Below are 25,706 nucleotides of genomic sequence, written 5' to 3'. Positions count from 1 at the left end.
CGCTGCCGCTGCCGCTGTTGGCGTTGGCGCTGCCGCTGCCGCTGCCGCTGTTGGCGTTGGCGCTGCCGCTGCCGCTGCCGCTGTTGGCGTTGGCGCTGCCGCTGCCGTTGCCGCCGTTGGCGCTGCCGCTGCCGCTGCGGACAGCTGCTTCGCCTGCGGATTCGGTGCTGCCCCTGTTCGGGTCGTTGCGGCTGCCGTTGCCAGTGGCGGTGTCGGCGAGGGCGATCGAGGCGAGGAGGTCGGTGACCGTCTGTGTGGGGACGGTGAGGGCGTCCGAATCGTCTTCTACGACAAGGACATCGGCGAGGGTCTTCCCGGACGGCCGCGCCTGTGGGGGAAGGGGGACGAGGAACTGGTCCGAATCGTGGGGTGGGAGTTCGGGTTCCGCGCACACCCAGCCGTCGAGGAGGTCGGCGGCCTGGAGGGCGGCCTCGATGCCCGCCGCTTGTTCGGGATCGACGTCGTCGGCGAAGCGTACCAGACGCCACAGGGGCGCGCCCGGACGGCCGTCGCGGGTGTCGGTGCGGGCGGGGAAAGCCGGTGGGGCGTCGTCCTTTTCGGCCGCGACCTGTTGCTGTTCGGCCCGCAGCTCGGTGGCGCGGTCGGCGGCCTGCACGACGGCGGCGCGGGCCTGCTGGCGGCGGGCGCGGATCTCCTCGGTCAGGGATTCGGTGCGGTCGGCGAGCACCTCGGCCAGGGCGGGGGCGTCGTCGGCGCCCGCCTCGCCCAGCGCCGCGTCGAGGGCCTCGAACAGGCCGGTGCGGACGGGGGCGAGGACCTCGCGCCGCTGCTCCCACCACTCCCGCAGGGCCGCCGCGGTTTCCGAGCGGGCCAGGGTGACGGCCGCCTCTGCCTCGGCGAGCGCGGCCGCGGCGGCGTCGCGCTGTTCCCCGGCGCGTTCGGCCGCGCGTTCGGTGCGGGCCCGGTCGGCGGCGGCCGTATCGACGAGCGTGAGGGCCTGGCGGACGGCGCGGACGTCGGCGTCGCGTTCCTCGGCGTGGCCGCGCACCGTAGCGGTGAGCTGCTCCGCGCGCGCCTGCTCGGGCAGGGCCGCCCACGCGATTCCGGCTTCCTCGGCCGCGGCGCGCAGTTCGTCCTCCCCGCGCGAGAGGGCCGCGGCGGCGGATTCGACGGCGGCGCGGCCGCGTTCGGCCTCGCCGGCCCGCTGATCGACCGCCTGCTGGGCCTTGGTCGACTTGTCGCGGTGCACGGCCGCCGACGTCTCCAGCCGGCGCACGGCGTCGGCCAGATCGTCGAGCTGCTGTTTGCCCTCGTAGGCGCTGGAACGCTGCAGGGTCTCGCGATCGGAGAGGGCCTGCTCGTAGGCGCGGTCGGCCTCCTCGGCGCGGAGTTCCGCGGCCGTGCGCTCGGTCTCCCGGCGCTCGCGCAGCGCGGTCGCTGCGAACAGGGCGGTACTGGTGTGGGTGACGGTTTCCAGCCGGCCGCGCACCTGCTCGACATCCGACTTCGCCTGCACGCCCAGGTATTTGCGGTAGACGTCGACGAACGCGCGAGTGGCGGTGTCGGCCTGGACCAGCCCCTCCAGGGTGCGGCCGACCTCCTCCATATCGCTGAAGGACCGCGCGGCGTCGAGAATCAGCTGGTCGTCCAGCGGGCGCAGGCCGTCGGTGAGCGCCTGCGACAGGCCGCGCGGATCGAGGTTCTTGGCCAGCTGCGGCCGCCGCAGCGTCAGGATCAGGTTGATGAGCTGGTCGTAGCGCTGCAGCCCGAGCCCGAACATGCGGGCATCGATCGCGGCGCGGTAGTCGACGGGGCGGTCGGTGATGGCGTCGGTGCCGATCTGGTCGGCGAGCTGCTTGCGGGTCAGCGGGCGGTCGTCGGGGCCGATCAGCGAGAAGTCCACGCCCACCCGGCCGTCGGCGACGAAGTACCAGCGCGTGACCTTGTCGTTGGACCGGGTGGCGCGCATGCCGATGCCGACGGTGACGACCTCCGGATCCTCCCAGCGGCCGCGCGCGAACTCCATCCACACGTACGAGTAGGCCGATTCCTGCTTGCGGTACAGCAGGTTCGACTTCATCGTCCGCTCCTCGCCGGCGAACGGATTCAGCCGGCGCGGCTCGATCCGGCCGTCGAATACGAACGGGAACAGCACCTCGAGCGCCTTCGTCTTGCCGGACCCGTTGGGCCCGCGCAACACCAGCCGCCCGTCGGCGAAACAGAACTCCTGATCCCGGTAGTCCCAGAGATTGACGATCCCCGCCCGGGTGGGAACGAACCGCACGCCACCGTGAATGGCCTCCATCAGCTACGCCGACCCCTTCCGTTCTCGATTCCCACCAGCCCTGCCGACCCTGCGAGAACTCTCATGACGGTTTCTCCGCGCCGTCCGTGGCCTGCGCGTGGTCACCGAGTTTTGTTGCGGAGGCGAATAATTCGGATTCGGCGCGGGTGCGGACCGTGACGACGGCGCCGCGGTAGCGGGCCAGTGCGGGGAGGATGAGCAGGCCGTCGTCGAAGACCTCGATCAGGTGCAGGCGTGCCAGCAGCGCGACGACCTCGCGGGTGAGGCCCGGCGCGTCGGCCTGCCACTGGGCGGCGAACGTGGAGCCGTAGCGGTCGGTGAGGGCCTGCACCGTCGACCCGACCCATTCGGTGGTGACGAACGGATGCTCGGGGACCTCGCCCTCGCCCGGCTCCGAATCGTCTTCTGCCTCTTCGGGTTCCGTCTCGACCATCAGCGGCGCGAAGACCGTCGACTCCGGAATGGCCGCGTCCAGCCGCTCGGCGAGGGTGGTGCCGGCGGGCGGAATCGGCCGCCGCCGCACGGGATTGTCGATATCGAGCACCAGATCCGCGATCTCGCCGATGAGCAGCAGCGCGACCTGCGCGAGCGTGCCGGTGCCGGGGAACCGCAGATCGGAGAACCGGCCGGAGACATCGATCAGCGCGACCCCCTCGGCGCGCCGCTCGGCCCGCAGGCCCGTCAGCAGCTCGACCTCGGTCACCAGTTTCTCGGTGCCGAGCAGAGTGCGCTCGTCGCCGGGCAGCCGTTCGGCGTACACCACGGGCAGCTCGACCAGCGCGCGCCGCACCCGCCGCGCGGCCGCCGCCCGGGTCTGCGGAGCGGAACCCCCTGGGCCGCCGTCGGATTCGTCGGTCAGCAGCCCGCGCACGCTGTGCAGGTGCTGCAGGACCCGCGGCGGCCGGAAGATCGCGAACACCACCGACCGGTCGATGTCGTAGAGCGCCTCGCCCGCTTCCGGATCGGCGGCCCAGCCCCCGGCGTCGCCGTCGGCGAGCGTCAGCGCCCCGCGCGCGGCCAGCCAAGCCACGGCGTCGACGAACGCGTCCCGGTCGGCCGCGCGATCGGTGGCCAGTTCCAGGCCGTCGACGCGGGTCGCGTACGACGCGACCTGATCGGCCAGCTCCGACAGCGTGATCTGGTCCCCGGCCCGCCCGAGCGCCGCCAGCGCCAGTGACAGGTAGGCGTAGCGGCGGCGGTCGAACACCCGCTCGGCCGGCGTGCGCGCGGGACGTCCGGCGTCGAGCCGATCCTGCACCGGGAACAGCCGGGCCGTGGTCTCGGTGACCTCCAGCCGGTAGCCGAACAGCTCGGCCAGATCCTCGCGCAATTCGGTCGCCCAGCGCCGGATCAGCGGCAGCGCGATGCGATCCGGGAACGTGCGTGTGACCAGATGGTTGGCCAGAATGACCCGGGCCGCACGCTGATAACTGTCCAGCGCGAGCGAGTCGATCGTGCGCGCGTGCATCACGACCGCCCGGGCGCGGTGCGGGCGCGGCCGTTCTCGCGCACCTCCAGCCGCCGGTTGTCGAGGTACAGCAGGCCGCGCGAGGTGCGCACGACGGTGGACCCGGTGTGCTCGCGGACGGTCAGGGTCACGCCGCTGTCGGAGCCGCTGGTGCCGTTCACGCGGCCGCTCACCGGAACCCACGCCGTCGACGCCGCGTCCAGCAGCCGCAGCAGCACCTCGGTCTCGCCCTCGTCGAGCGCGCGCTCGTGCACATCGGCCGCGGCCAGCGACCGCGCCGCCGCCGCCCGCGCGCGCTGCGCCTCCAACTGCTCCTGACGCAGGCGGCGCACACCGGCGTCGTTGCGCTGGATACGCGAGGGCGCGCCGGGCGAGGGCGGGCGGCCGGTCTCGGCCAGGGTGCGGGCGATCTCCAACGGCGGTGCGTCCCACCAGGATCGGTTCGGCGGGATCACGTCGGCGTCGGGATGTTCCATCGCCAGGTGGCGAGGGCGGCCGAGTCCGAACACCGCGTCGAACAGCGCGTGCGCGGTCTCCGCGGTGGGAGCGGCGGTGAACCACCCTGCCAGATGCCGCAGCGCCGACTCGCGGCTCACGCCGCCCTTGCGAGTCTCGGTGACCCGGCGCAGCAACGACAGCACGGCCGCGATCGCGCTCATGGTGGCCTCGCGCAGGCGCTCCGCCTCGGTACCCGCGACGCTCTCGCTCGACCCGACGTCGGCGGCCGTGGCGACGAACCAGCCGCGCAGCCCCTGCCAGCGCGCCCGCCAGTCGGCCTCGCGCTCGGGCACGCTCAGCAGCACCCGCTCGTCGCAGGCGCCGGCGCGCGCGATCAGCTCGTCGACGCCGGTGTCCTCCACCTCGGCGATGGCGGCGGCCAGCCGGGGCGCGAAGCGGGCCAGGTCCATGCTGAATTCGCGCATGTGCGCCAGCAGCGCGTCCTTGTGCGCCAGAAACGATTCCGGGGTCGCCTCGGTGGTGCGGACCAGGTCGCCCAGGGTGAGGTAGAAGTGTGCGGCCCGGTCGGCCAGCTCCGAGAGGGCGGTGTCGAGACGCTTGAGCACGCGGTAGACGCGCTCGGCGTCGCCGGTGCGGTTGGCGCGCGCCAGGGCCTCGAGATCGGACAGTAGTTCGGGCAGCACCAGCCGCGACAGCGAGGCCTCGTCCAGCCGTGCACCCAGCACCTCCGCGACCGCCCGGTACGCCTGATAGCCGGAGCGGGAGAACTGATACACGAAGTGCCGGTTGCGATATTCGGCCAGCGTGGCGGCGCGGCTGCCGTCGTAGCTGCGTTCCAGCACGCCCCACTGGTGCAGCTGTTCGAGCAGCGGGCCCACCTCGGTCGCGGTGAGCCGGGGCGCCTCCGGGAACCGGGTCAGCGTCTCGGTGACGTCGCTGGCGTGCAGCAGCACCACGTACGCGGCGCGGGCGTGGTCGAATGCGCGCAGCACCCACAGGTATTCGCCGCGCTTCTCGGCGGTGGCGAAGGAGAACAGCCGCAGCCGGTCGCCGATCGAGGACCCGTCGATGGGGACCGGTTCGGCCGACCCGTCGAGACCGAGGGGTGCGAACACGACGCGCGCGCGATCGACGGTGGCGCCGTCGAACAGGGCCGCCGACGAGCCCTCGGACGCCGCGTCGGCGTCGGGCAGCAATCGTTCAGCGGACTCGGTCACCGGGATGAGAGTAGTACCGAGGACCGACACCGCGATGCGGTGCCCGGCCCCGGCGTGCCGCGCAACCTCGCTCACGCGTGCGCGGTCGCCGCCGCGGCGGCCGCGCGCTCCACCGTGAGCAGGCTCTCCTCACTGTGTTCGGCGTGATACGCCCGTCCGCCGCCGTTGATACCGAACAGTCGTTTGGACCACAGCAGCCAGACCACGGCGACGATGTTGACCAGCAGCGCGCCCGCCCGCAGCACCGTGATCCGCTCGGTCAGCTCGTAGATCTCGAACGGGAGGAAGATGCTGGTCGCCACCACCGCGAAGTACTCGCCCCAGCGCTGCACGTACCAGAGCCCCACCGCCTCCACGATCTCGATCGCCGCGTACGCCAGCAACCCCGCCGCGATCCATGCGAGGGTGGCCGGCGAGAGCGTCCAGCCCTTCTCGATGAAGTGCACGATCTTGGAATTGCCCGGATTCCAGCCGATCTGGTCGGCGAGCGGCTGGATCAGCGGCAGTTCGCGATCGAACGCCGCCTTCAGCCGATCCTGCGAATGACGCACCTGGAACACGCCCGCCGCCAGCGCGATGAACACCAGCCCGCGCAGCACCCGCTCGATCGCCAGCAGCCGCATGATGTAACGGTCGCGCAGCAGCCGCCCGCGCGGCACCTCGGGCGCGGCGTCGGCCGGGCCGCGCTGCCGCGGCTCCCCGACGACGAAGTCGCCGCAGCGCAGGCAGCGCCATGCCGCCCCGGCCGGCGTCGAGACGTGCAGGCGCGCAGCCAGTTCCGGCTCGTCGGGGGCGTAGGTGGCGTGACCGCGCCACGAGCACGCGCGCAGGCTGAAGTCCATTCGCGGAAGCGTACCCACCCCGGCTCGCTCAGTTCGCCAGCGAACGCAACTGCTCCAGGTACAGGTGCGTGCGCGGGTCGCCGGGATAGCGCTCGATCATCTCGCGGGCCGCCTCGCCGGCGATCCACAGCAGCGACGGCAGCGAGCGCCGCCGACCGGCGAAGGCGCGCATACCCTCGTCGACGGCCAGTTCCAGGTCGCGCGCGCGAACCGCCACCACCGCGAGGGTCAGCTGTGCCTCCGACACTCGCATCGGTTTGCGCAGCGTTCCGTCGGCCCCCGTGGACGACCTGATCACCTGTTCGGCGAAGGTCGCGGCCAGCCGGTCGTCGCCGGCGACCCGGCAGCAATCCATGGCGTAGAAGTCGAACTTCTGCGGATCGACGACGAAGTGGTTGTCCAGATCGGCCGGATGATCGAGTTGCTCCAAGATCGCTCGGCCCTGTTTCAGCGCCGATTCCATCCGCGCCCGGTCGCCGAGCCGGGCATACGCCTTCGCCTGCTGCGCGGCGAGCTGGACGCCGACGCCGAGGCGCTGGCTGGTAGCCAGAGCGGCATCGGCGGCCTCGATCGCGCCGCGGTAATTGCCCTGCGTGAGGGCGAACCACGCCGCCATCTCCGCGCCCCACCCGAGGATCTCGGCGTGCTCGGCCTCGTGTCCCAGCGACAGCGCGGCCCGGCGGGTGGCCTCGGCGGAGGTCCGCCAGCCCAGGTCGTAGTCGACGCACCCGACCAGCAGCGCGACCCAGCCCGCGAGGACCAGCACCTCGCGATGCTGGGCCAGCGTCAACCGGCCGTCCAGCAGGGAGGTGATGCGGCGCAGCCACGAGGTGCCCTCGGCGTGCAGTTCATGCGGGTCGGTCACCGGATACTCGCTGCACAGGCGCTCGGCGGTGATGCGGATGGCGTCCAGGGTGGCGGACGAGACGTCGGACATGCGCAGGCGCCCGATGAACTCCAGGGTGTCCATACCCGTTGACGACAGCAGTTCGTCGTCCCGGTTGGGGCGGGCCTTCGGGAAGAATGCCGCGGTCACGGTGTCGAACGCGGCGGCGATGATGGGGGCGTAGAAGTCGTCGGGCCGCGACTCGCCCGATTCCCAGCGCCGCCAGTTGCGCAGCAACGTGTTGTCCGTAGGTAGATTGTGGCTCGACTTGGCGCGCATGGCGCGAACGGCTTCGGCCTGTGACCACCCCCTGGCATCTCGTTCGGAACGCATCCTGACAGCCCAGACGGGTCGATCGTCACCAGCGGCCACGTATGTAGTATCCCACCAGTTAACGCAAGATGGCCCGGATAGGGCATCCAGATGTCAGCGGATTGACATCTGCAATTGCATTTGCGAGTGTCGCATCCTCGAAGTGGGCAGTTTGCCGGCCCGGTGCCAGACCGCTCGGTATGGCATCTCGCACTACCGCTCAACGCAGTACCTACAAGAGAACAGCGAGTCCCAGTTCACATCCAAACGGAGGTTCGGGTGGAAGCGTTGATCTATGGATACGTGCGTGACGATCTGGCCGACGGCCACAGCGACGAGCTGGAGGACGCCATGTGCGTCCTGGCCGCAAGCGAAGGGCTCTGCTTCGCCGCCACGTTCCATGAATCGACTTACGGTGACGGCACCGCGTTCGCGGAGCTGACGGCCGAACTCAAACGGGCCGACGCGCACCACGTGGTGGTGCCGTCACTGGAACACTTTGCCGGCCAGACGATCCCGCGCGAGATCCTGATCGCGAAGCTGGCCCAGGACGCGGAGGCGCAGGTGTGGACCATGGAGTGCTGACGCCCCCGACCCCCCGTCTCAGAGGCTGAATCCGCCGGGGCCGCGCCGGCGCAGGTACTTCTCGAATTCCGCGGCGATGGCGTCGCCGTCGATCTTGGCCATTGCCTCGTTGAGATCGATGGCGGCGTCGCCACGCTCCTCCAGCGACCGCACGTACTCGGTGACCTCCTCGTCACCGGCGGTCATCTCGTCGACCGTGGTCTCCCAGTCCTCGGCCTGCGCGGGCAGTTCGCCGAGCGGGACCTCGATGTCGAGCACGTCCTCGACCCGGTGCAGCAGCGCGATGGTGGCCTTCGGGTTCGGCGGCTGCGAGACGTAGTGCGGTACGGCCGCCCAGAACGAGACGGCCGGGACGCCCGCGCGCACGCACTCGTCCTGCAGCACGCCGGTGATGCCGGTCGGGCCCTCGTACCGGGTCTGCTCGAGGTTGAACCGCTCCGCCGCCTCCTTGCTGTAGGCGGTGCCGGTGACCGGGACCGGGCGGGTGTGCGGCGTATCGGCGAGCAGCGCGCCCAGGATCACCACCGTCGAGACCTTCAACTGCTCGATCAGCTCGAGGATGTCGGTACAGAAGCTCCGCCAGCGCATATTCGGCTCGATACCGTGCAGCAGCACGATGTCGCGGGCGCTGCCGGGCGGCGAGCACACCGACAGGGTGGTCGACGGCCACTGGATCTCGCGCGTGACGCCGTCGACCTGGCGGACGTTCGGCCGGTTCACCTGATAGTCGTAGTAGTCCTCGGAGTCCAGTTCGGCGAGCGGTTCGGCGTCCCAGATCAGTTCCAGATGTTCGACCGCGCCACTGGCGGCGTCGGCCGCGTCGTTCCAACCCTCGAACGCGGCGACGAGCACCGGATCGCGCAGCGTCGGCAGTTCCGGATCGGGTGATGCACTGGGGTTCACCCGGTCAGCCTACGGCGTGGAGGCCCTGCCGTTCATGGCATATGCGCCAACGCGCGTGTCGGCCGACGCCCGCACCCTAGCAATCGCTCCGGCGTTCCCGCGATACCCGCGACCGCGTGACCACGGCGCCGATCACGCTACTGTGGCGGGGATCACCGCGACGGACCCGGCCCCGCCGATCCTCCGAACGGAACTGTCCGAGGTGGCAATTACTCTTGGGTACATGTCTGCCACCCCTCGCGCCGAGTTCGATACCACCCTGCTCGACACGCTGTCGCGGCGTGTAGTGGTCGGCGACGGGGCGATGGGCACGATGTTGCAGGCCGCGAACTTATCCCTGGACGACTTCCGCGGGCTCGAGGGCTGCAACGAGATACTGAACGAGACCAGGCCGGATGTGCTGCGGGAGATCCACCGCGCCTATTTCGCGGCCGGTGCGGACGCCGTCGAGACCAATACCTTCGGCTGCAACCTGCCCAACCTCGCCGACTACGACATCGCCGACCGCATCCGCGACCTGTCCGAGCGCGGCACCCGCCTGGCGCGCGAGGTCGCCGACGAGATGGGGCCCTCGGCCGACGGCACCGCCCGCTACGTCCTGGGCTCGATGGGGCCCGGCACCAAACTCCCGACCCTCGGGCACGCGCCGTACGCGGCCCTGCGCGACGCCTACACCGAGGCCGCGCTGGGCATGCTCGACGGCGGCGCCGACGCGGTCCTGATCGAGACCTGCCAGGACCTGCTGCAGGTCAAGGCGGCGATCACCGGCAGCCGGCGGGCGATGGCGTTGTCGGGCAGGCGCATTCCGATCATCACGCACGTCACGGTGGAGACGACCGGCACCATGCTGGTGGGCAGCGAGATCGGCGCGGCGCTGACGGCGATCGAGCCGCTGGGCGTGGACATGATCGGTCTCAACTGCGCCACCGGCCCGGATGAGATGAGCGAGCACCTGCGCCACCTGTCCAAGCACGCACGGCTGCCGGTGTCGGTGATGCCGAACGCCGGGCTACCCGTGCTCGGCGCCAACGGCGCCGAATATCCGCTCAGCCCCGAGGATCTGGCGTCCGCGCTGCACGGCTTCGTCACCGAATTCGGACTGGCGCTGGTGGGCGGCTGCTGCGGGACGACGCCCGAGCACATCCGGCAGGTCGCCGAGGCGGTCCGCGAGGTGACCCCGGCGCGCCGCGAGCCGGAGCACGAGCCGAGCGTCTCCTCGATGTACACGTCGGTGCCGTTCGAACAGGACGCGTCGGTGCTGATGATCGGCGAGCGCACGAATGCCAACGGCTCCAAGGCGTTCCGCGAGGCCATGCTGGCGGGCGACTGGCAGAAGTGCCTCGACATCGCCAAGGACCAGACCCGCGACGGCGCCCACATGCTGGACCTGTGCGTCGACTACGTGGGCCGCGACGGCACCGCCGACATGTCCGAGCTGGCATCGCGGCTGGCCACGGCCTCCACCCTGCCCATCATGCTCGACTCCACCGAAACCCCCGTACTGCGAGCGGGTCTGGAGCACCTGGGCGGCCGCTGCGCGGTCAACTCGGTGAACTACGAGGACGGCGCCGGCCCGGAGTCGCGGTTCCAGCAGACCATGGCCCTGGTGGCCGAGCACGGCGCGGCCGTGGTGGCGCTGACCATCGACGAGGAGGGCCAGGCCCGCACCGCCGAGAAGAAGGTCGAGATCGCCGAGCGCCTGATCGCCGACATCACCGGCAACTGGGGTCTCGCCGAGAGCGACATCATCATCGACACCCTGACCTTCACCCTGGGCACCGGCCAGGAGGAGTCGCGGCGCGACGGCATCGAGACCATCGAGGCCATCCGGTTGTTGAAGAGCCGCCACCCGGACGTGCAGACCACCCTCGGCCTGTCGAACATCTCCTTCGGCCTGAATCCGGCCGCGCGGCAGGTGCTGAACTCGGTGTTCATGAACGAATGCACCGAGGCCGGACTGGATTCGGCGATCGTGCACGCGTCGAAGATCCTGCCGATGAGCCGGATCCCGGAGGAGCAGCGCCAGACCGCCCTGGACCTGGTCTACGACCGCCGCACCGAGGACTACGATCCGCTGCAGAAGCTGATGACCATGTTCGAGGGCGTCTCCACCGCCTCGTCGAAGGCCTCGCGCGCCGAGGAGCTGGCGGCCCTGCCGCTGTTCGAGCGGCTGGAGCGGCGCATCGTCGACGGCGAGAAGGCCGGGATGGCCGCCGATCTGGACGAGGCGATGACCGAGGTGCCGCCGCTGAAGATCATCAACGAGACCCTGCTGGCGGGCATGAAGACGGTCGGCGAGCTGTTCGGCTCCGGCCAGATGCAGCTGCCCTTCGTGCTGCAGTCGGCCGAGGTGATGAAATCGGCCGTGGCGCATCTGGAGCCGCACATGGAGGCCACCGACGACTCGGGCAAGGGCCGGATCGTGCTGGCCACCGTGAAGGGCGATGTGCACGACATCGGCAAGAACCTGGTCGACATCATCCTGTCCAACAACGGCTACGAGGTCGTGAATCTCGGTATCAAACAGCCGATTTCGACGATCCTGGACGCCGCGGTCGACAAGAAGGCCGATGTGATCGGCATGTCCGGGCTGCTGGTGAAGTCGACGGTCGTGATGAAGGAGAACCTCCAGGAGCTGAACACCCGGGGGATGTCCGGGCAGTTCCCGGTGCTGCTCGGCGGCGCCGCGCTGACCAGGTCCTACGTCGAGAACGACCTCACCGACGTCTACGAGGGCGATGTCCACTACGCCCGCGACGCGTTCGAAGGCCTGCGCCTGATGGACGACATCATGACCCGCAAGCGCGGCGGCGCCGTCGTCGACGACAGCCCGGAGGCGGTCGCGGAGCGGGAGAAGGCCGCCGAACGCAAGGCGCGCCACGAGCGCTCCCAGCGGATCGCCGCCGAACGCCGGGCCAAGGAGGTTCCGGTCGAGGTGCCGGAACGCTCCGACGTAGCCGCCGACCTGCCGGTCCCGGTGCCGCCGTTCTGGGGCACCCGGGTGGTGAAGGGCCTCGCGATCGGCGAGTACTCGGGCCTGCTGGACGAGCGGGCGCTGTTCCTCGGCCAGTGGGGGCTGCGCGGCCAGCGCGGCGGCGAGGGGCCCAGCTACGAGGAGCTGGTCGAGACCGACGGCCGCCCGCGGCTGCGGTACTGGCTGGACCGGCTGACCGCCGAGGGCGTGCTGCAGCACGCCGCGGTCGTCTACGGGTATTTCCCGGCGGTGTCGGAGGGCGACGACGTGATCGTGCTCACCGAGCCGGAAGCCGGTGCGCCGGAACGGTATCGGTTCACCTTCCCGCGCCAGCAGCGCGACCGTTTCCTGTGCGTCGCCGATTTCCTCCGCTCGCGGGAACTCGCCGCCGAGACGGGGCAGGTGGACGTGCTGCCGTTCCAGCTGGTGACCATGGGCCAGCCGATCGCCGATTTCGCCAACGAGTTGTTCGCGCAGGACAATTATCGCGACTATCTCGAGGTGCACGGTATCGGCGTGCAGCTCACCGAGGCGCTGGCCGAGTACTGGCACCGGCGCGTCCGCGAAGAGCTTGTGCTGGAAGGACATTCGGTCGCCGACGAGGACCCGGCGAATGTGGAGGAGTTCTTCAAACTCGGATATCGTGGCGCGCGGTACTCGTTCGGCTACGGCGCCTGCCCCGACCTGGAGGATCGCGCGAAGCTGGTGTCGCTGTTGGAATCCGAGCGCATCGGTGTCACATTGTCGGAGGAGCTGCAGTTGCATCCCGAACAGTCGACGGATGCCTTCGTCCTGTTGCATCCGGAAGCAAAGTATTTCAACGCGTAGACTTTTCGAGATTTCCGGGTTTCACGCGCAGCGTTGCAGGGTGGCCCGACATGAGCGAGCGTTGCTCATGCGCGAATCGACACTGCGTGAGCGCAAGAGGGGTACAACAACATGACGTCAGACCGGTTGATCGCGGGACGGTACCGGCTAGGGGATCCCATCGGCACGGGGGCGATGGGAGTGGTGTGGCGGGCGACGGACGTTCGGCTGCGGCGCACGGTCGCGGTCAAGCAGCTGCTGCTGGCCCCCGGTCTGACACGGTCGCAGGCGCTCGAGGCGAAACTACGGGCCATGCGCGAGGGGCGGATCGCCGCCCGGTTGCACCATCAGAACGCGGTCACCGTCTTCGACGTCGCGGAGGAGGACGGCCAGCCCTGGCTGGTCATGGAGTTCGTCGACGCCCAGAGCCTGGCGGCGCTGATGCGCGACAAGGGCCCGCTGGACCCGCAGCAGGTGGCCCGGATCGGGGCGAAGGTGGCCGCGGCGCTGGCCGTCGCGCACGACGCGGGCATCGTGCACCGGGACGTCAAACCCGCGAACATCCTGGTGGCCGAGAACGGCACGGTGAAGATCACCGACTTCGGCATCTCCCGCGCCGTCGGCGACGTGACCGTGACCTCCACCGGATTCCTCGCCGGCACTCCGGCCTACCTGTCGCCGGAGGTGGCGCGCGGCGAGAATCCGGAACCGGTCTCGGACGTCTTCGCGCTCGGTTCCACGCTGTACGCCGCCGTCGAGGGCACGCCGCCGTTCGGCGAGGGCGACAACCCGCTGGCCCTGCTGCACTCCGTGGTCCGGGCACAGGTGCCGCCGCCGCAGCGCGCCGAGGCGCTGGGCCCGGTTCTCATGGAACTGCTGGCGGCCGATCCCGGAAACCGGCCCACCATGCGGGAGGCGCAGACCGCGCTGGCGGCGGTGGCCGAGGGCCGGGCCGCGCCCCCGCCCAAGGCCGCGACCAAGATCCTGCCGAAACCCGGCGCGCCCCTGGACTCCGTGGCAGCCACCACGGTCCTGCCCGGCGCGGCTCCGGCGGGCGCCGACGACCCGACCGTGCACGTGCCGGCCGGCGCGCCGCCGCCCGCCGGCGGCACGATGCCCGCGGGAACACCCGCGCCGCAGCGCAAGCCGCTCGCGGCGATGCAGAACCGGCGGGTGCTGATCATCGCCGGGGCGGGCGCGGTGCTGCTGGCCGTCGTCATCGGGCTGGCGGCCGCGCTGAGCGGGGGCGGCGGCGATTCGGGCGGCGGGACCGCGGCCCAGGGCGAATCGTCCCAGGCCGCACCCCCGCCCTCCGCGGCGGCGGTCGCCCCCGGCCGCGGATCGAGGACGGGGCGGGTCGCGGCGCGGCTCCCACGACCGCGCCGTCGCCGAGCGCCGCCCCGTCGAGTGCGGCCCCGTCGAGCACCCCGGGCCCGACCACCTCGCCGCCGCGCGGTACCACGCCGGCCCCGACCACTACCGTGCCGCCGCAACCGGTGAGCGCCGCGTCGTTCGTGTCGAGCTACTACGGCATGCTGCCGGGCAACCTCGGCGGCGCCTGGTCGCAGCTGTCGCCGTCGTATCAGGCGCAGACCGGCGGATACGACTCGTACGCGCGGTTCTGGAGCGAGTTCAGCTCGGTGCGGGCGTCGAATATCGTGCAGAACGGCGACACCGCGAGCGCCACGATCACCTACTACTACAAGAACGGGCGGCAGGAATCGGAGCAGCGGTGGTTCCGCGTCTCCAACGACGGCGGCCGCCCGCTGATCGTCGACTCCCAGCGGGGCTGATCGGCGAGCCGGCGGCATGATCGCCTAGGCGTACCTCCGCATTCGCTCCGGCCGTGCGCGGACCGAGGACGGCTACGCCGACTGCGCCGACTAGGCGTACCTCCGCATTCGCTCCGGCCGTGCGCGGACTGAGGACGGCTACGCCGACTGCGCCGACTAGGATCGGCTACGTGCCAGCACTCGCCGCCGTCCTGTGGGATATGGACGGGACCCTGCTGGATTCGGAGAAGCTCTGGGATGTCGGCGTCCGGGAGCTGTCGCTCGAGCTGGGCGGGGCGATGTCCGAGGAGACCCGCCACGCGCTCATCGGCTCCGCCGCCGACGACGCGCTGCGGACCATCTTCGCCGGGCTCGGCCTCGATCCCGATCCCGCCGCCATGGCCGACGCGGGGGAGTGGCTGCACGACCGGGTGACCGAGCTGATGGCCGGGCCCATCCCGTGGCGGCCCGGCGCCAAGGACGCCCTCGCCGCCGTGCGTGCCGCGGGCCTGAAATCCGGCCTGGTCACCAACACCACGCGCGCGCTCACCGAACTGTGCCTGGACACCCTGGGCCGCGACTACTTCGACATCACCGTCTGCGGCGACGAGGTCCCCCGCGGCAAACCCGCCCCGGACCCGTACCTGCGCGGCACCGACCTGCTCGGCGTATCCCCGGACGTCTGTGTGGCCGTGGAGGATTCGCCCACCGGCTCCCTCGCCGCCGCTACCGCAGGCTGCGCCGTCCTCGTCGTCCCCTGCGAGATCCCCGTCCCCGCCCGCCCGGGCCTGATCTTCCGCGACTCCCTCACCGGCCTGACCGTCGACGACCTGAACACGGTCCAGCACACCGCCCGCCCGTAACCACACCGTCGCGCTCCATCGGGCAGCGACCTCGTCCGTTGAGTCGCGCCTCCCGTCCGCCACCGGACAGGACGATGTCACCGAGGCATACGGGTTCGTGGGAGTGAAGGTTCTGGGTGGTAATAGCCCGCTCGGCCGTGCCGCCGCGAGTTCGGCTCGGGCGGGGCGGCTTTGGTGTGGTCATCGCGCGAACCGCGGCGGGGTGCGACATTGTGCGCGGGAATAGCTCTGTCGCACACCGTTACTCGCCGGTTTGTGATGTTCGACAGTGATCTTGGTGAATCCCGGGCGTGTTCTTGATCGGCGGTACAGAATGGGCTGCATGACTTCGACCGGGGAGCGGGCCGATGGACACGACACGGCCGCGGCGCGCGCCGAAAACGCTGGGGGGCACGGCGATTGGCCGGCGCTGCATCGAACAATAGATACCGGTCGGTATCCTCTGGACGAGCCCGGTAGCGCGGACTGGCAGCGCGTGGTCGCGCGGGCCCGGTCGGAGCTGGCGGCCGACGGCTGCTGCGTACTCAGCGGTTTCATCCGCCCCGAACTGCTCGATACGCTCCGCGCCGAGGGCGAGGCGCTGGCCCCGCACGCCTACTACACGGTCGAGAAGGTCAACGCCTACAACATCCCGCTGGACGCCGACCTGCCGCCCGACCACCCGGGCAATATCGTGCTCGAGCGCGGAAACGCTTTCGTCGCCCGCGATCTCATCCCGGCCGAGGCGCTGATCCAGACGCTCTACACCAACCCGGACTTCCAGCGCTTCATCGCCGACTGTTTCGGGCTTCCCGGCCTGCACGAATTCGCCGATCCGCTGGCCGGTCTGTGCCTGAATGTGGTGGCGCCCGGCATGTCGCATCCGTGGCACTTCGACACCAACGCCTTCACCGTCTCCATGCTCACCGCGGCCCCGGAGGCCGGCGGCGTCTTCGAATACTGCCCCGCCATCCGCACGCCGGAGGAGGAGAACCTCGCCGCCGTGCGCTCGGTCCTCACCGGCGGCGGCGAGCACCTCATCCGGCGGCTGGAACTACGTCCGGGCGACCTGCAACTGTTCCAGGGACGGTTCTCCCTGCACCGGGTCTCCCCGGTGCAGGGCACGACCCAGCGGCACTCCGCCATCTTCGCCTACAGCGAGCAGGCCGGCGTCATCGGCAATGTCGAGCGCACCCGGCAGCTGTTCGGACGCGTACTTCCTGATCATCTCGCCGCGGCCGGCAATGCGGTCCGCGGTGACCGACTACTCGACTGAGAGGAAGCGCCCGTGACGGTTTCGCTGGACAGTACCGGAAAAGCCTCGTTCGACGACATCTACGACCGCCCCGATCCATCCGCGTACTACCGCCGGATGGCAGATCTGGGCTATTGCATCCCGGAACTGGCGAAACCACATTTCGAACGGATCATCGCGGACCGCCGCGCCGCGACCGGCGTAGCGCCGACGGTGCTGGACATCGGCTGCTCCTACGGTGTGAACGCCGCGCTGATGCGCTTCGACACCACCGTGCCCGACCTCGCCGAGCACTACCGCTCGGGGGATACCGAGACGCTGATCGCCCGCGACCGCGCGCGCCTGGCCGACTCCGACGCGCTGCCCGACGTCCGCTTCATCGGCATGGACGCCGCCGCGCCGGCGCTGTCGTACGCCGCGGCGGCGGGCCTCGTACACGACACGGTGCACGCCGACCTGGAGGCGGCCGACCCCACCGAATCCCATCGCCGCCTGCTGGCCTCGGCGGATCTGGTCATCTCGACGGGCTGCGTCGGCTACGTCACCGAGCGCACCCTGCTGCGGGTGGTACGGGCCCATGGTGGCCGGCTGCCGTGGATGGCACACTTCGTGCTGCGGATGTTCGACTTCGAGCCGATCGCCAAGCAGCTGGCGGAGCTCGGGTACCGGATCGATCGGGTGCCCGGCACCTTCCGGCAGCGACGCTTCGCCTCCGAGGCCGAACGGACCCAAGTGCTGAACACCCTGTCCGCCAACGGAATCGACGCGACCGGTCTGGAAGCCGACGGGTGGCTGCACGCCCAGCTGTATCTCTGCCTGCCCGAAGACCACTCGACCACAGACGAGGACCGCCCGTGACCGACCGTACCTTCGCCTTCGACGACCAGCTGCCGCGCGTGCCGCTGCCCACCCTCGAGGACAGCTGCGCGCGATTCCTGGAATGGAGTGCGCCGCTGCTCACCGAGGAGGAGCGCGCCGCGACCGAGCGCGGGGTCGCCGATCTGCTGCGACCGGACGGCCCCGCCCGCATCCTGCACGCCGACCTGGAGCGCTTCGACCAGGCCCCGGGCACCGCCAGCTGGCTCGACGAGTTTTGGCCGGCGCGCTACCTGGGCCGTCGCGACCGAATCGCGTTGAACGCCAACTTCTTCTTCCTGTTCCGCGACGACACCCCGCTGGCCCGGTCGACGTCGGACCAGCAGGCCGAGCGGGCCGCCGCGATCATCACGGCCGCGGTGGACTACAAGCGGCAGCTGGACGCGGAGGAGGTGCCGCCGGTCACCCAGCGCGGGCAGCATCTGTCGATGGCGCAGAACAAGTTCCTGTTCTCCGAGACCCGGATTCCCGGCGACCCGCAGGACTCGGTGCGCGTGCCCTACAGCGAGGAGTGGCCGGGACCGTCGCAGGCCCGCCACATCGTGGTCTTCTTCCGCGGCAACATGTTCCGGATGGACGTGGCCGGTCCGGGCGGTGTCCCGCACAGCCAGAACGACCTGGTCGACGGCCTGCGCGCGGTCATGAAGGCCGGCACCCGCCGGGCCGCCACCGACAGTGCCGCGGGACATCTGACCACCCTGGCCCGCGCCGACTGGGCGGGCGTCCGGGCGACGCTGCTGGCCGATCCGACGAACGCCGCGGCGCTCGAGACCATCGAGACCGCGCTGTTCTGTGTCTGCCTGGAGGATTTCGCGCCCCGCGACACCCAGCAGGCCTGCGATCAGCTGCTGCACGGCGACAGCGGTAACCGGTGGTTCGACAAGGCGGTGTCGTTCGTCGTCTTCGCCGACGGCAGCGCCGGAATCAATGTCGAGCACTGCGGCCTGGACGGCACCACCATCCTGTCGTTCGTCGACGCCCTGCTGGAGAAGCCGGTCGGCGAGCATGCCGAGCGGTCGGGCGCGCAGGCGCAGGGCCTGCCCGCGGTCGAGCCGATCGACTTCGCGCTGGACGACGGGCTGCGGGCCGGGATCGCCTCGGCGGCGGCCGATTTCGCGCAGTTCGCGGCCGACAACGCCACCCTGAACGTGTCGTTCCCGGAGTTCGGCGCCAAGCGGGCGAAGTCGCTGGGTATGTCGCCGGACGCGTTCGCGCAGCTCAGCTACCAGCTCGCGCACCAGCGCAGCAAGGGTCTGATCGGCGCCACCTACGAGTCCATCGCCACCCGGCAGTTCCGCAACGGCCGCACCGAGGCGATGCGCGTGATCACCCCGCAGATGATCGAATTCGTCACGGCGATGGACGATCCGGCCGCCGATGCCGAGACCCGGCGGGCGCGGCTGCGCGCGGCCGCCGACGCGCACGTGGCCCGCGCCAAGGACTGCCAGCGCGGCGACGCCCCCGAACAGCACCTGTGGGAGTTGCAGCTGATCCAGCGGCGGCGCGGCGAACAGCTCGGCGCCACCGAGCCGATGCCGTTCTACGACAGCCCCGGCTGGACCGTCACCCGCGACGACTACCTGAGCACCAGCTCCGCGCCGTCGGCCAATATCGAATACTTCGGTTTCGGCTGCACCAGCCAGAAGTGCATCGGCGTCGCCTACGTGCTGCTGCCGGACCGCTGGAACATCTACCTCGCCACCCCGACCTCCGCCGCGTCGCAGATGCACGACTTCGCCGAGCAGCTGCGCCGGGCGGTCCGGGAGATCGAGGAACTGCTCACCCCCGCGGAATAGCAAGTCTCGGTACGGATCGCCCGGAGGCGGGCGATCCGTACCGTGCGCCCGTGGCGCTAGTGCCTGTCGAGCAGCGCCCGCAACATGGCGGTGGTCGCCGTATGCCGCGCATCGGCCTCGCGTGCGAGCGTGTCCACGGACCGCTGCAGCCCGCCGATCGCATCCGTGTGCTGAGCCTGCGTCGCTTTGATCTCCGCGAGTTCGACGGTGTGCCCCGCGAGCGTTTCGGTATGCCCCGCAAGGGTGGCCGTGTGCTCTGCGAGCGTTTCGGTGTGGTCGGCAAGGGTGGCCGTATGTTCGGCGAGGGTTTCGGTGTGTCCGGTGAGGATGGTCGTGTGCTCGGCGAGTGTTTCGGTGTGTCCGGTGAGGATGGTCGTGTGCTCGGCGAGTGTTTCGGTGTGTCCGGTGAGGATGGTCGTGTGCTCGGCGAGTGTTTCAGTGTGCCCGGTGAGGATGGTCGTGTGCTCGGCCAGGGTTTCAGTGTGTCCGGTGAGGATCGTTGTGTGGTCGGCCAGGGTTTCGGTGTGTTCGGCGAGGGTGGTCGTGTGGTCGGCGAGGGTTGCGGTGTGGCCCCGTTGCGTGGCTTTGATGTCCGCGAGGTCGACGGCGGTGTTCTGGGCGAATGTTTCCAGGCCGCGCAGGCGATTCTCGACGGTGGCGTCGTTCATGTGATCCCCCTTGTTCGTTGGTCCTACCTGCCCGGATGTGGCGCCTCCCGCCCCGGGTGTGCCCAACCGTAACCACGGGCCCGCGACTCGCCAAGGGCGATCGCGTTCCCGCACCCCCGGCGGCCGTGTCGCGTGAGCCGAGGTCCGCGCGACCCCGATACTCGGTTGCGGAACATGCGCGGGCATCTGAAACAATGGCTCCCCGTGAAGACTTTCGAAGCCCTGTTCGCCGAGCTGCAGGATCGTGCGGTCAACCGCCCCGAGGGGTCCGGGACCGTGGCGGCATTGGACGCCGGTGTGCATGCGCAGGGCAAGAAGGTTCTGGAGGAGGCCGGCGAGGTGTGGCTGGCCGCCGAGCACGAGAGCGACGAGGCCCTGTCCGAGGAGATCTCGCAGCTGCTCTACTGGGTTCAGGTGCTGATGGTGGGCCGCGGGTTGCGGCTCGAGGACGTGTACCGACATCTGTGACGGATAACCCGCCGGATGCCCGGCGACCGCTCCTTCCTCCGTCACGAGTCCCGAAAGGACACCCTCATGCTTCGCGTCGCAGTTCCCAACAAGGGCGCCCTCTCCGAATCCGCCGTCGAGATTCTCACCGAAGCGGGCTACCGCAAACGCACCGACTCCCGCGACCTGTCGGTGCTCGACAACGCCAACCAGGTCGAGTTCTTCTTCCTGCGCCCCAAGGACATCGCCATCTACGTGGGTTCGGGCGAGCTGGATCTGGGTATCACCGGACGTGACCTGGCGCTCGATTCGGGTGCGCCGGTGCAGGAGCGGCTGAGCCTCGGGTTCGGCCGCTCCACCTTCCGCTACGCCGCGCCCGCCGGCCGCGAGTGGAAGGTCCAGGACCTCTACGACAAGCGCATCGCCACCTCCTACCCCAACCTGGTGCTGCGGGATCTGCAGCAGCACGGCATCGAGGCCGAGGTGATCCGCCTCGACGGCGCTGTGGAGATCTCCATCCAGCTCGGCGTCGCCGACGCCATCGCCGATGTGGTCGGCTCCGGCCGCACGCTGCGTCAGCACAACCTGGTCGCGTTCGGCGAGTCGCTGTGCGATTCGGAGGCCGTGCTGATCGAGGGCAACGGCTCCGACCGCAGCGACCGGATCCGCAACCAGCTCGTCGCGCGGGTGCAGGGCGTGGTGTTCGCCCAGCAGTACCTCATGCTCGACTACGACTGCCCGCGCGAACTGCTGGACGCCGCCGCGCGGATCACGCCGGGCCTGGAATCGCCGACCGTCTCGCCGCTGGCCGACGAGGGCTGGATCGCCGTGCGCGCCCTGGTCCCGCGCAGCCAGGGCAACGACCTGATGGACCAGCTCGCCGAACTGGGCGCGAAGGCCATCCTGGCCACCGACATCCGCTCTTGCCGCGCCTTCTGAGGCGAACTCGCCGCGGCGCACCGCGATCCGGTCAGCGCGGATCGGCGACCGTGACCGGCCAGCCCGGATACGGGGGCGGCGTGCCCCCGAAGGCCGGGCAGAGCGGCTTGTAGTCGCAGTAATCGCACTGCCAGCCGCGATTGGGCGGGAACTCCCCGGTGCGCCCGGCGGTGCTGATGGCCGCCCAGAGGGCCGAGAGGATGCGCTCGAAACGCAGCAGTTCGGCCTCGTCGGGCGTGTAGGTGAGGATCTGGCCGTCGGCGAGATAGAGCAGGCGTAACTGAGCCGGGACGATCCCGCGGGTGCGCAGCACGATCAGGGCGTAGAACTTCAGCTGGAACAGGGCGCGCTGCTCACCGGCGGGGGACGGCGAGCGGCCCGTCTTGTAGTCCACGACGCGCAGCTGCCCGCCCGCGGCGACATCGATGCGGTCGACGTAGCCGCGCAGCGGTGATCCGTCCGGCAGGGACACCTCGATCAGCGATTCGCACGACTCGGGGTCGAATGCCGTGGGGTCCTCCAGGCCGTAGTAGGCCGCGACGAGCTGCCGCACCTCCTCGAGGAAATCGCCCGGACCGGCCGCGGCGGCCAGGGCGCCGACCTCTGGGCGATCGGCCAGCAAACGCTCCCACGTGGGCGTGACGAGGGCCGCCGCCCGCTCGGGGACCCGTTCACCGCTCGGTAACCCGTACAGCGATTCCAGCACCGCGTGCACGACCGTGCCGCGCACCGCGTAGCGCGCCGGCGGCTCCGGAATGCGGTCGATGGCACGTAATCGATATTTCAAGGGGCATTGTTTGAAATCCATTGCTCGCGACGGCGACAGCGCCGGCGCGGGCGATACGGGGGTTGCCCGGTCCGGGGTCGTCGTCGGTGGCGCTGCCATACCTGGCAGGCTATCCGGGGGCACCGACAAATCGGGAGCGCCCGCATCGACCACGGAATTGAACGGAGATCCATGACGGCCAGACGGACCGGGCCATTCACCGACGGTGACCGGGTGCAGCTGACCGACGCCAAGGGGCGTCAGCACACGGTGGTGCTGGAGGCCGGCAAGGAGTTCCACACCCACAAGGGACCGATCAAGCACGACGACCTGCTCGGCGCCGACGAGGGCACCGTGGTCCAATCCGCCAACGGCACACCGTATCTGGCCCTGCGGCCGCTGCTCGTCGACTACGTGCTGTCGATGCCGCGCGGCGCCGCGGTGATCTATCCGAAGGACGCCGCCCAGATCGTGCACGAGGGTGACATGTTCCCGGGCGCGCGGGTGCTGGAGGCCGGCGCCGGTTCCGGCGCGCTGACCTGCTCGCTGCTGCGCGCGGTCGGGCCGGAGGGCCGCGTGATCTCCCACGAGATCCGCGACGACCACGCCGAGCACGCCGTCCGGAACGTGGAGAGGTTCTTCGGCGAACGACCGGCTAACTGGTCTCTGACGATCGGCGACGTCGCGGAGTACGACGGGGAGCAGGTCGATCGGGCCGTTCTCGACATGCTCAAACCGTGGGACGCGCTGCCCGCGGTGTCGAAGGCGCTGATTCCGGGCGGCGTGCTCATCGTCTACGTCGCCACGGTGACCCAGCTGTCGGAGGTCGTGGAAGCGCTCCGGCAACAGCAGTGCTGGACCGAGCCGCGGTCGTGGGAGTCGCTGGTGCGCCCGTGGCACGTGGTCGGCCTGGCCGTGCGCCCGGAGCACCGAATGCAGGGCCATACGGCCTTCCTGGTGAGCGCGCGGCGCCTCGCCGACGGTGTGGTGGCCCCCAAGCCGCAACGGCGGCCCTCGAAGGGCTGAGGGCGGCCGGCGGAGCAGTCGAGGGCGGCCGGCGAGGGCGCGCAGGGAGACATCGAGTTACGGCTGGCAGGGCGCCTTGCCCATGGCCAGGATCTGGCAGGCCGAGGCGTCCGAGAGTTGCCAGCCCGCGTCGGCGTGCTGCCAGGTCATCGGCATGGCGGGGGCCGGGCCGTGTGGCGAGGTGATGACGACCTGGGCGGTGGCGGTCTCGCCCTCGGTCTTCACGTCCGACACCGCGAAGGTGATCGTGCCGTAGTTGGCCAGGCCCTGGGTCATGGTGTCGATGTTGGCCGTGCGCTTCGCGCCGTCCACGACCAGCTTCTCCTTGTCGGCCGTCGGTTTCGCCGGATCGACGAAACCGTCGAGGGTCGCCTGCAGCGCCTCGGGCGCCGGAGCCGCGGCGCCGCTGTGGTCGTGCGCGGCGGTCGAGGCGGAAACGGCGCTGGTGGTAGCGGTCGCGGTGGCCGTGTCGTCGGACTTGTCGGAGCCACATGCTGTGATACCGGTAACGGCGAGGGCCGCGAACGCGGTAGCTGTCACAAGACGAATTCGGGAAACACGAACAGTGTGTGCGACGTTGCCACTACAACGGGTACCACCGGTGGGAAGGAGCATCGAGTAACACACCTTTCGGCTCGGTCCGGCGACAGAGGGTCACCGGATTCGGGTTAGGGCAGGCTAACATGGTCATCCCGGCCGCTGACCGCAGCTGAGATGTGATCACGACGAAACCATGTCGGAAAGCGAGAACGGTTCGCGCCCGGTAGCGTTGATAGACCGGGACTGGGAGGAGCAGCATCATGAGCCCCATCGAGAATTCGGATTCGGCGGCCTGGAGGGAACTCGAGGTGGTACGCGCCGAGGCGGCTGCACTCCGAAGGCAACTCGCCGACACCCCTGATCGCTCAAGGGAATTGGAAGCGCGCATCGATTCGCTGACAATTCGCAACACCAAACTCATGGACACCCTCAAGGAGGCTCGCCAGCAGCTCGTCGCACTCCGCGAGGAGGTCGACAGGCTGGGTCAGCCGCCGAGTGGTTACGGCGTCCTGATCGGTGTGTACGACGATCAGACCGTCGACGTGTTCACCTCGGGGCGCAAGATGCGGTTGACGTGTTCGCCGAATATCGACACGTCCACGCTGCACTACGGGCAGACCGTCCGCCTCAACGAGGCGCTCACCGTAGTCGAGGCGGCCGAGTACGACCGGACCGGTGAGATCGGCACCCTGCGCGAGATCCTCGACGACGGCCGCCGTGCGCTGGTGGTCGGCCATGCCGACGAGGAGCGCGTGGTCTGGCTGTCGGGCCCGCTGACCAAGCTGGTCGACATCGACGACCTCGACGACCCGGATCAGCCCATCCGCCGGCTGCGTCCCGGCGATTCGCTGCTGGTCGACACCAAGGCGGGTTTCGCGTTCGAGCGCATCCCCAAGGCCGAGGTCGAGGATCTGGTGCTCGAGGAGGTGCCGGATGTCGACTACGAGGACATCGGCGGCCTGTCGCGCCAGATCGAGCAGATCCGCGACGCGGTGGAACTGCCCTTCCTGCACAAGGACCTGTTCCGCGAGTACGCGCTGCGGCCGCCCAAGGGCGTGCTGCTCTACGGCCCGCCCGGCTGCGGTAAGACGCTGATCGCCAAGGCGGTCGCCAATTCGCTGGCCAAGAAGATCGCCGAGGCGCGCGGTGAGGACGCCAAGGAGGCCAAGTCCTTCTTCCTCAACATCAAGGGTCCCGAGCTGCTGAACAAGTTCGTGGGCGAGACCGAGCGCCACATCCGCATCATCTTCCAGCGGGCGCGGGAGAAGGCCTCCGAGGGCACCCCGGTGATCGTGTTCTTCGACGAGATGGACTCGATCTTCCGGACCCGCGGCTCGGGCGTCTCCTCCGACGTGGAGACGACGGTGGTCCCGCAGCTGCTGTCGGAGATCGACGGTGTCGAGGGCCTGGAGAACGTGATCGTCATCGGCGCCTCCAACCGCGAAGACATGATCGACCCGGCCATCCTGCGGCCCGGCCGCCTCGATGTGAAGATCAAGATCGAGCGTCCGGACGCAGAGGCGGCACAGGACATCTTCTCCAAGTACCTGACCGAGACCCTGCCGCTGCACTCCGACGACATCGCCGAGTTCGCGGGCGACCGGTCCAAGTGCATCAAGGCGATGATCGAGCGGGTCGTCGACCGCATGTACGCGGAGAGCGAGGACAACCGCTTCCTGGAGGTCACCTACGCCAACGGTGACAAGGAGGTCCTGTACTTCAAGGACTTCAACTCCGGCGCCATGATCCAGAACATCGTGGACCGCTCCAAGAAGTACGCCATCAAGTCGGTGCTCGAGACCGGGAACCCGGGCCTGCGCATCCAGCATCTCTACGATTCGATCGTGGACGAGTTCTCCGAGAACGAGGACCTGCCCAACACCACGAATCCCGACGACTGGGCGCGTATCTCGGGCAAGAAGGGCGAGCGCATCGTCTACATCCGCACCCTGGTCACCGGCAAGAACGCCAGTGCCAGCCGCGCGATCGACACCGAGTCCAACACCGGCCAGTACCTGTAACCACCGGCGGAATCCCCAGGGCCGCAATCCTCGGCGAGG

At 69.9% G+C, this 25,706-nt stretch carries 21 protein-coding genes; 12 read left to right on the top strand and 9 right to left on the bottom strand.

Annotated elements, in window-relative coordinates:
* From ON41_RS16435 to ON41_RS16415, 5 genes are all read right to left on the bottom strand, one after another.
* Positions 1 to 2,266 (bottom strand): TIGR02680 family protein (locus ON41_RS16435; RefSeq protein ID WP_506339397.1); only part of this gene is annotated, 2,266 nt, incomplete at its 3' end.
* Positions 2,267 to 2,327: 61 nt separating this feature from the next.
* Entirely contained in the window at positions 2,328 to 3,734 is a 1,407-nt protein-coding gene (locus ON41_RS16430; protein WP_040748456.1) for a DUF2398 family protein, read from the bottom strand.
* Positions 3,734 to 5,263 (bottom strand): TIGR02677 family protein, encoded by a 1,530-nt coding sequence (locus ON41_RS16425; RefSeq protein WP_040748529.1) that lies wholly within the window; start codon positions 5,261 to 5,263, stop codon positions 3,734 to 3,736. Before ON41_RS16425 ends, ON41_RS16430 begins: the two co-directional genes overlap by 1 nt.
* A 218-nt stretch (positions 5,264 to 5,481) precedes the next feature.
* A complete protein-coding gene (locus tag ON41_RS16420; protein WP_040748455.1) occupies positions 5,482 to 6,252 on the bottom strand; it encodes a DUF2127 domain-containing protein in 771 nt (256 codons plus the stop codon).
* Between the two features lie 28 nt (positions 6,253 to 6,280).
* Positions 6,281 to 7,471 carry an XRE family transcriptional regulator gene (locus ON41_RS16415; RefSeq protein ID WP_218003473.1) on the bottom strand — a complete coding sequence of 397 codons (1,191 nt, stop codon included), beginning with the start codon at positions 7,469 to 7,471 and terminating at the stop codon, positions 6,281 to 6,283.
* A gap of 258 nt (positions 7,472 to 7,729) precedes the next feature.
* Between ON41_RS16415 and ON41_RS16410 the strand changes: the two genes are divergently transcribed.
* Complete coding sequence (locus tag ON41_RS16410) at positions 7,730 to 8,035, top strand: hypothetical protein (protein ID WP_040748453.1); 306 nt, start codon at positions 7,730 to 7,732, stop codon at positions 8,033 to 8,035.
* A gap of 18 nt (positions 8,036 to 8,053) precedes the next feature.
* Here the strand turns inward: ON41_RS16410 and ON41_RS16405 are convergent, their stop codons facing one another.
* Positions 8,054 to 8,938: a PAC2 family protein gene (locus ON41_RS16405; RefSeq protein WP_040748452.1), complete on the bottom strand. Its 885-nt coding sequence runs from the start codon at positions 8,936 to 8,938 to the stop codon at positions 8,054 to 8,056.
* 223 nt (positions 8,939 to 9,161) lie between these two features.
* On the opposite strand from ON41_RS16405, the gene metH reads away from it, so the two are divergent.
* From metH to ON41_RS16370, 7 genes are all read left to right on the top strand, one after another.
* A complete protein-coding gene (gene metH, locus ON41_RS16400; protein ID WP_040748451.1) occupies positions 9,162 to 12,740 on the top strand; it encodes a methionine synthase in 3,579 nt (1,192 codons plus the stop codon).
* Between the two features lie 111 nt (positions 12,741 to 12,851).
* Entirely contained in the window at positions 12,852 to 14,219 is a 1,368-nt protein-coding gene (locus ON41_RS16395; RefSeq protein WP_083905393.1) for a serine/threonine-protein kinase, read from the top strand.
* Positions 14,216 to 14,512, top strand: coding sequence for a hypothetical protein (locus ON41_RS40295; protein WP_157185494.1), 297 nt, complete (start codon positions 14,216 to 14,218; stop codon positions 14,510 to 14,512). The genes ON41_RS16395 and ON41_RS40295 overlap by 4 nt, the downstream gene beginning before the upstream one ends.
* 170 nt (positions 14,513 to 14,682) lie before the next feature.
* Positions 14,683 to 15,354, top strand: a complete 672-nt coding sequence (locus tag ON41_RS16385; RefSeq protein ID WP_276325736.1) for an HAD family hydrolase — start codon at positions 14,683 to 14,685, stop codon at positions 15,352 to 15,354.
* Positions 15,355 to 15,676: 322 nt separating this feature from the next.
* The gene (locus ON41_RS16380) at positions 15,677 to 16,609 is read left to right on the top strand and encodes a HalD/BesD family halogenase (RefSeq protein ID WP_246461661.1); all 933 of its coding nucleotides are present in this window, start codon (positions 15,677 to 15,679) and stop codon (positions 16,607 to 16,609) included.
* A 12-nt stretch (positions 16,610 to 16,621) separates the two neighbouring features.
* The gene (locus ON41_RS16375) at positions 16,622 to 17,446 is read left to right on the top strand and encodes a class I SAM-dependent methyltransferase (protein ID WP_040748449.1); all 825 of its coding nucleotides are present in this window, start codon (positions 16,622 to 16,624) and stop codon (positions 17,444 to 17,446) included.
* Entirely contained in the window at positions 17,443 to 19,260 is a 1,818-nt protein-coding gene (locus ON41_RS16370) for a choline/carnitine O-acyltransferase (RefSeq protein ID WP_040748448.1), read from the top strand. Before ON41_RS16375 ends, ON41_RS16370 begins: the two co-directional genes overlap by 4 nt.
* Positions 19,261 to 19,316: 56 nt before the next feature.
* Here the strand turns inward: ON41_RS16370 and ON41_RS39070 are convergent, their stop codons facing one another.
* Positions 19,317 to 19,928, bottom strand: a complete 612-nt coding sequence (locus ON41_RS39070; protein ID WP_051161623.1) for a hypothetical protein — start codon at positions 19,926 to 19,928, stop codon at positions 19,317 to 19,319.
* 186 nt (positions 19,929 to 20,114) lie between these two features.
* On the opposite strand from ON41_RS39070, the gene ON41_RS16360 reads away from it, so the two are divergent.
* A complete protein-coding gene (locus tag ON41_RS16360) occupies positions 20,115 to 20,396 on the top strand; it encodes a phosphoribosyl-ATP diphosphatase (protein WP_174411330.1) in 282 nt (93 codons plus the stop codon).
* 66 nt (positions 20,397 to 20,462) lie between these two features.
* Complete coding sequence (hisG, locus tag ON41_RS16355) at positions 20,463 to 21,314, top strand: ATP phosphoribosyltransferase (RefSeq protein WP_040748523.1); 852 nt, start codon at positions 20,463 to 20,465, stop codon at positions 21,312 to 21,314.
* 31 nt (positions 21,315 to 21,345) lie between these two features.
* Here the strand turns inward: hisG and ON41_RS16350 are convergent, their stop codons facing one another.
* Positions 21,346 to 22,200, bottom strand: a complete 855-nt coding sequence (locus ON41_RS16350) for a RecB family exonuclease (protein WP_083905392.1) — start codon at positions 22,198 to 22,200, stop codon at positions 21,346 to 21,348.
* A 72-nt stretch (positions 22,201 to 22,272) separates the two neighbouring features.
* Between ON41_RS16350 and ON41_RS16345 the strand changes: the two genes are divergently transcribed.
* On the top strand, positions 22,273 to 23,106 hold the full coding sequence (locus tag ON41_RS16345; protein WP_040748446.1) for a tRNA (adenine-N1)-methyltransferase: 834 nt from the start codon (positions 22,273 to 22,275) through the stop codon (positions 23,104 to 23,106).
* Between the two features lie 57 nt (positions 23,107 to 23,163).
* Here the strand turns inward: ON41_RS16345 and ON41_RS16340 are convergent, their stop codons facing one another.
* Positions 23,164 to 23,646, bottom strand: a complete 483-nt coding sequence (locus ON41_RS16340) for a WKL family lipoprotein (RefSeq protein ID WP_221333404.1) — start codon at positions 23,644 to 23,646, stop codon at positions 23,164 to 23,166.
* A gap of 260 nt (positions 23,647 to 23,906) precedes the next feature.
* Between ON41_RS16340 and arc the strand changes: the two genes are divergently transcribed.
* Entirely contained in the window at positions 23,907 to 25,667 is a 1,761-nt protein-coding gene (gene arc, locus ON41_RS16335; protein WP_040748445.1) for a proteasome ATPase, read from the top strand.
* Positions 25,668 to 25,706: the final 39 nt, after the last annotated feature.

The sequence above is a fragment of the Nocardia transvalensis NBRC 15921 genome (assembly GCF_000308875.1).
Taxonomy (GTDB): Bacteria; Actinomycetota; Actinomycetes; order Mycobacteriales; family Mycobacteriaceae; genus Nocardia; species Nocardia transvalensis.
Note: the sequence above shows the minus strand (reverse complement) of the source record. Positions and strands in the feature narration are given on the sequence as shown.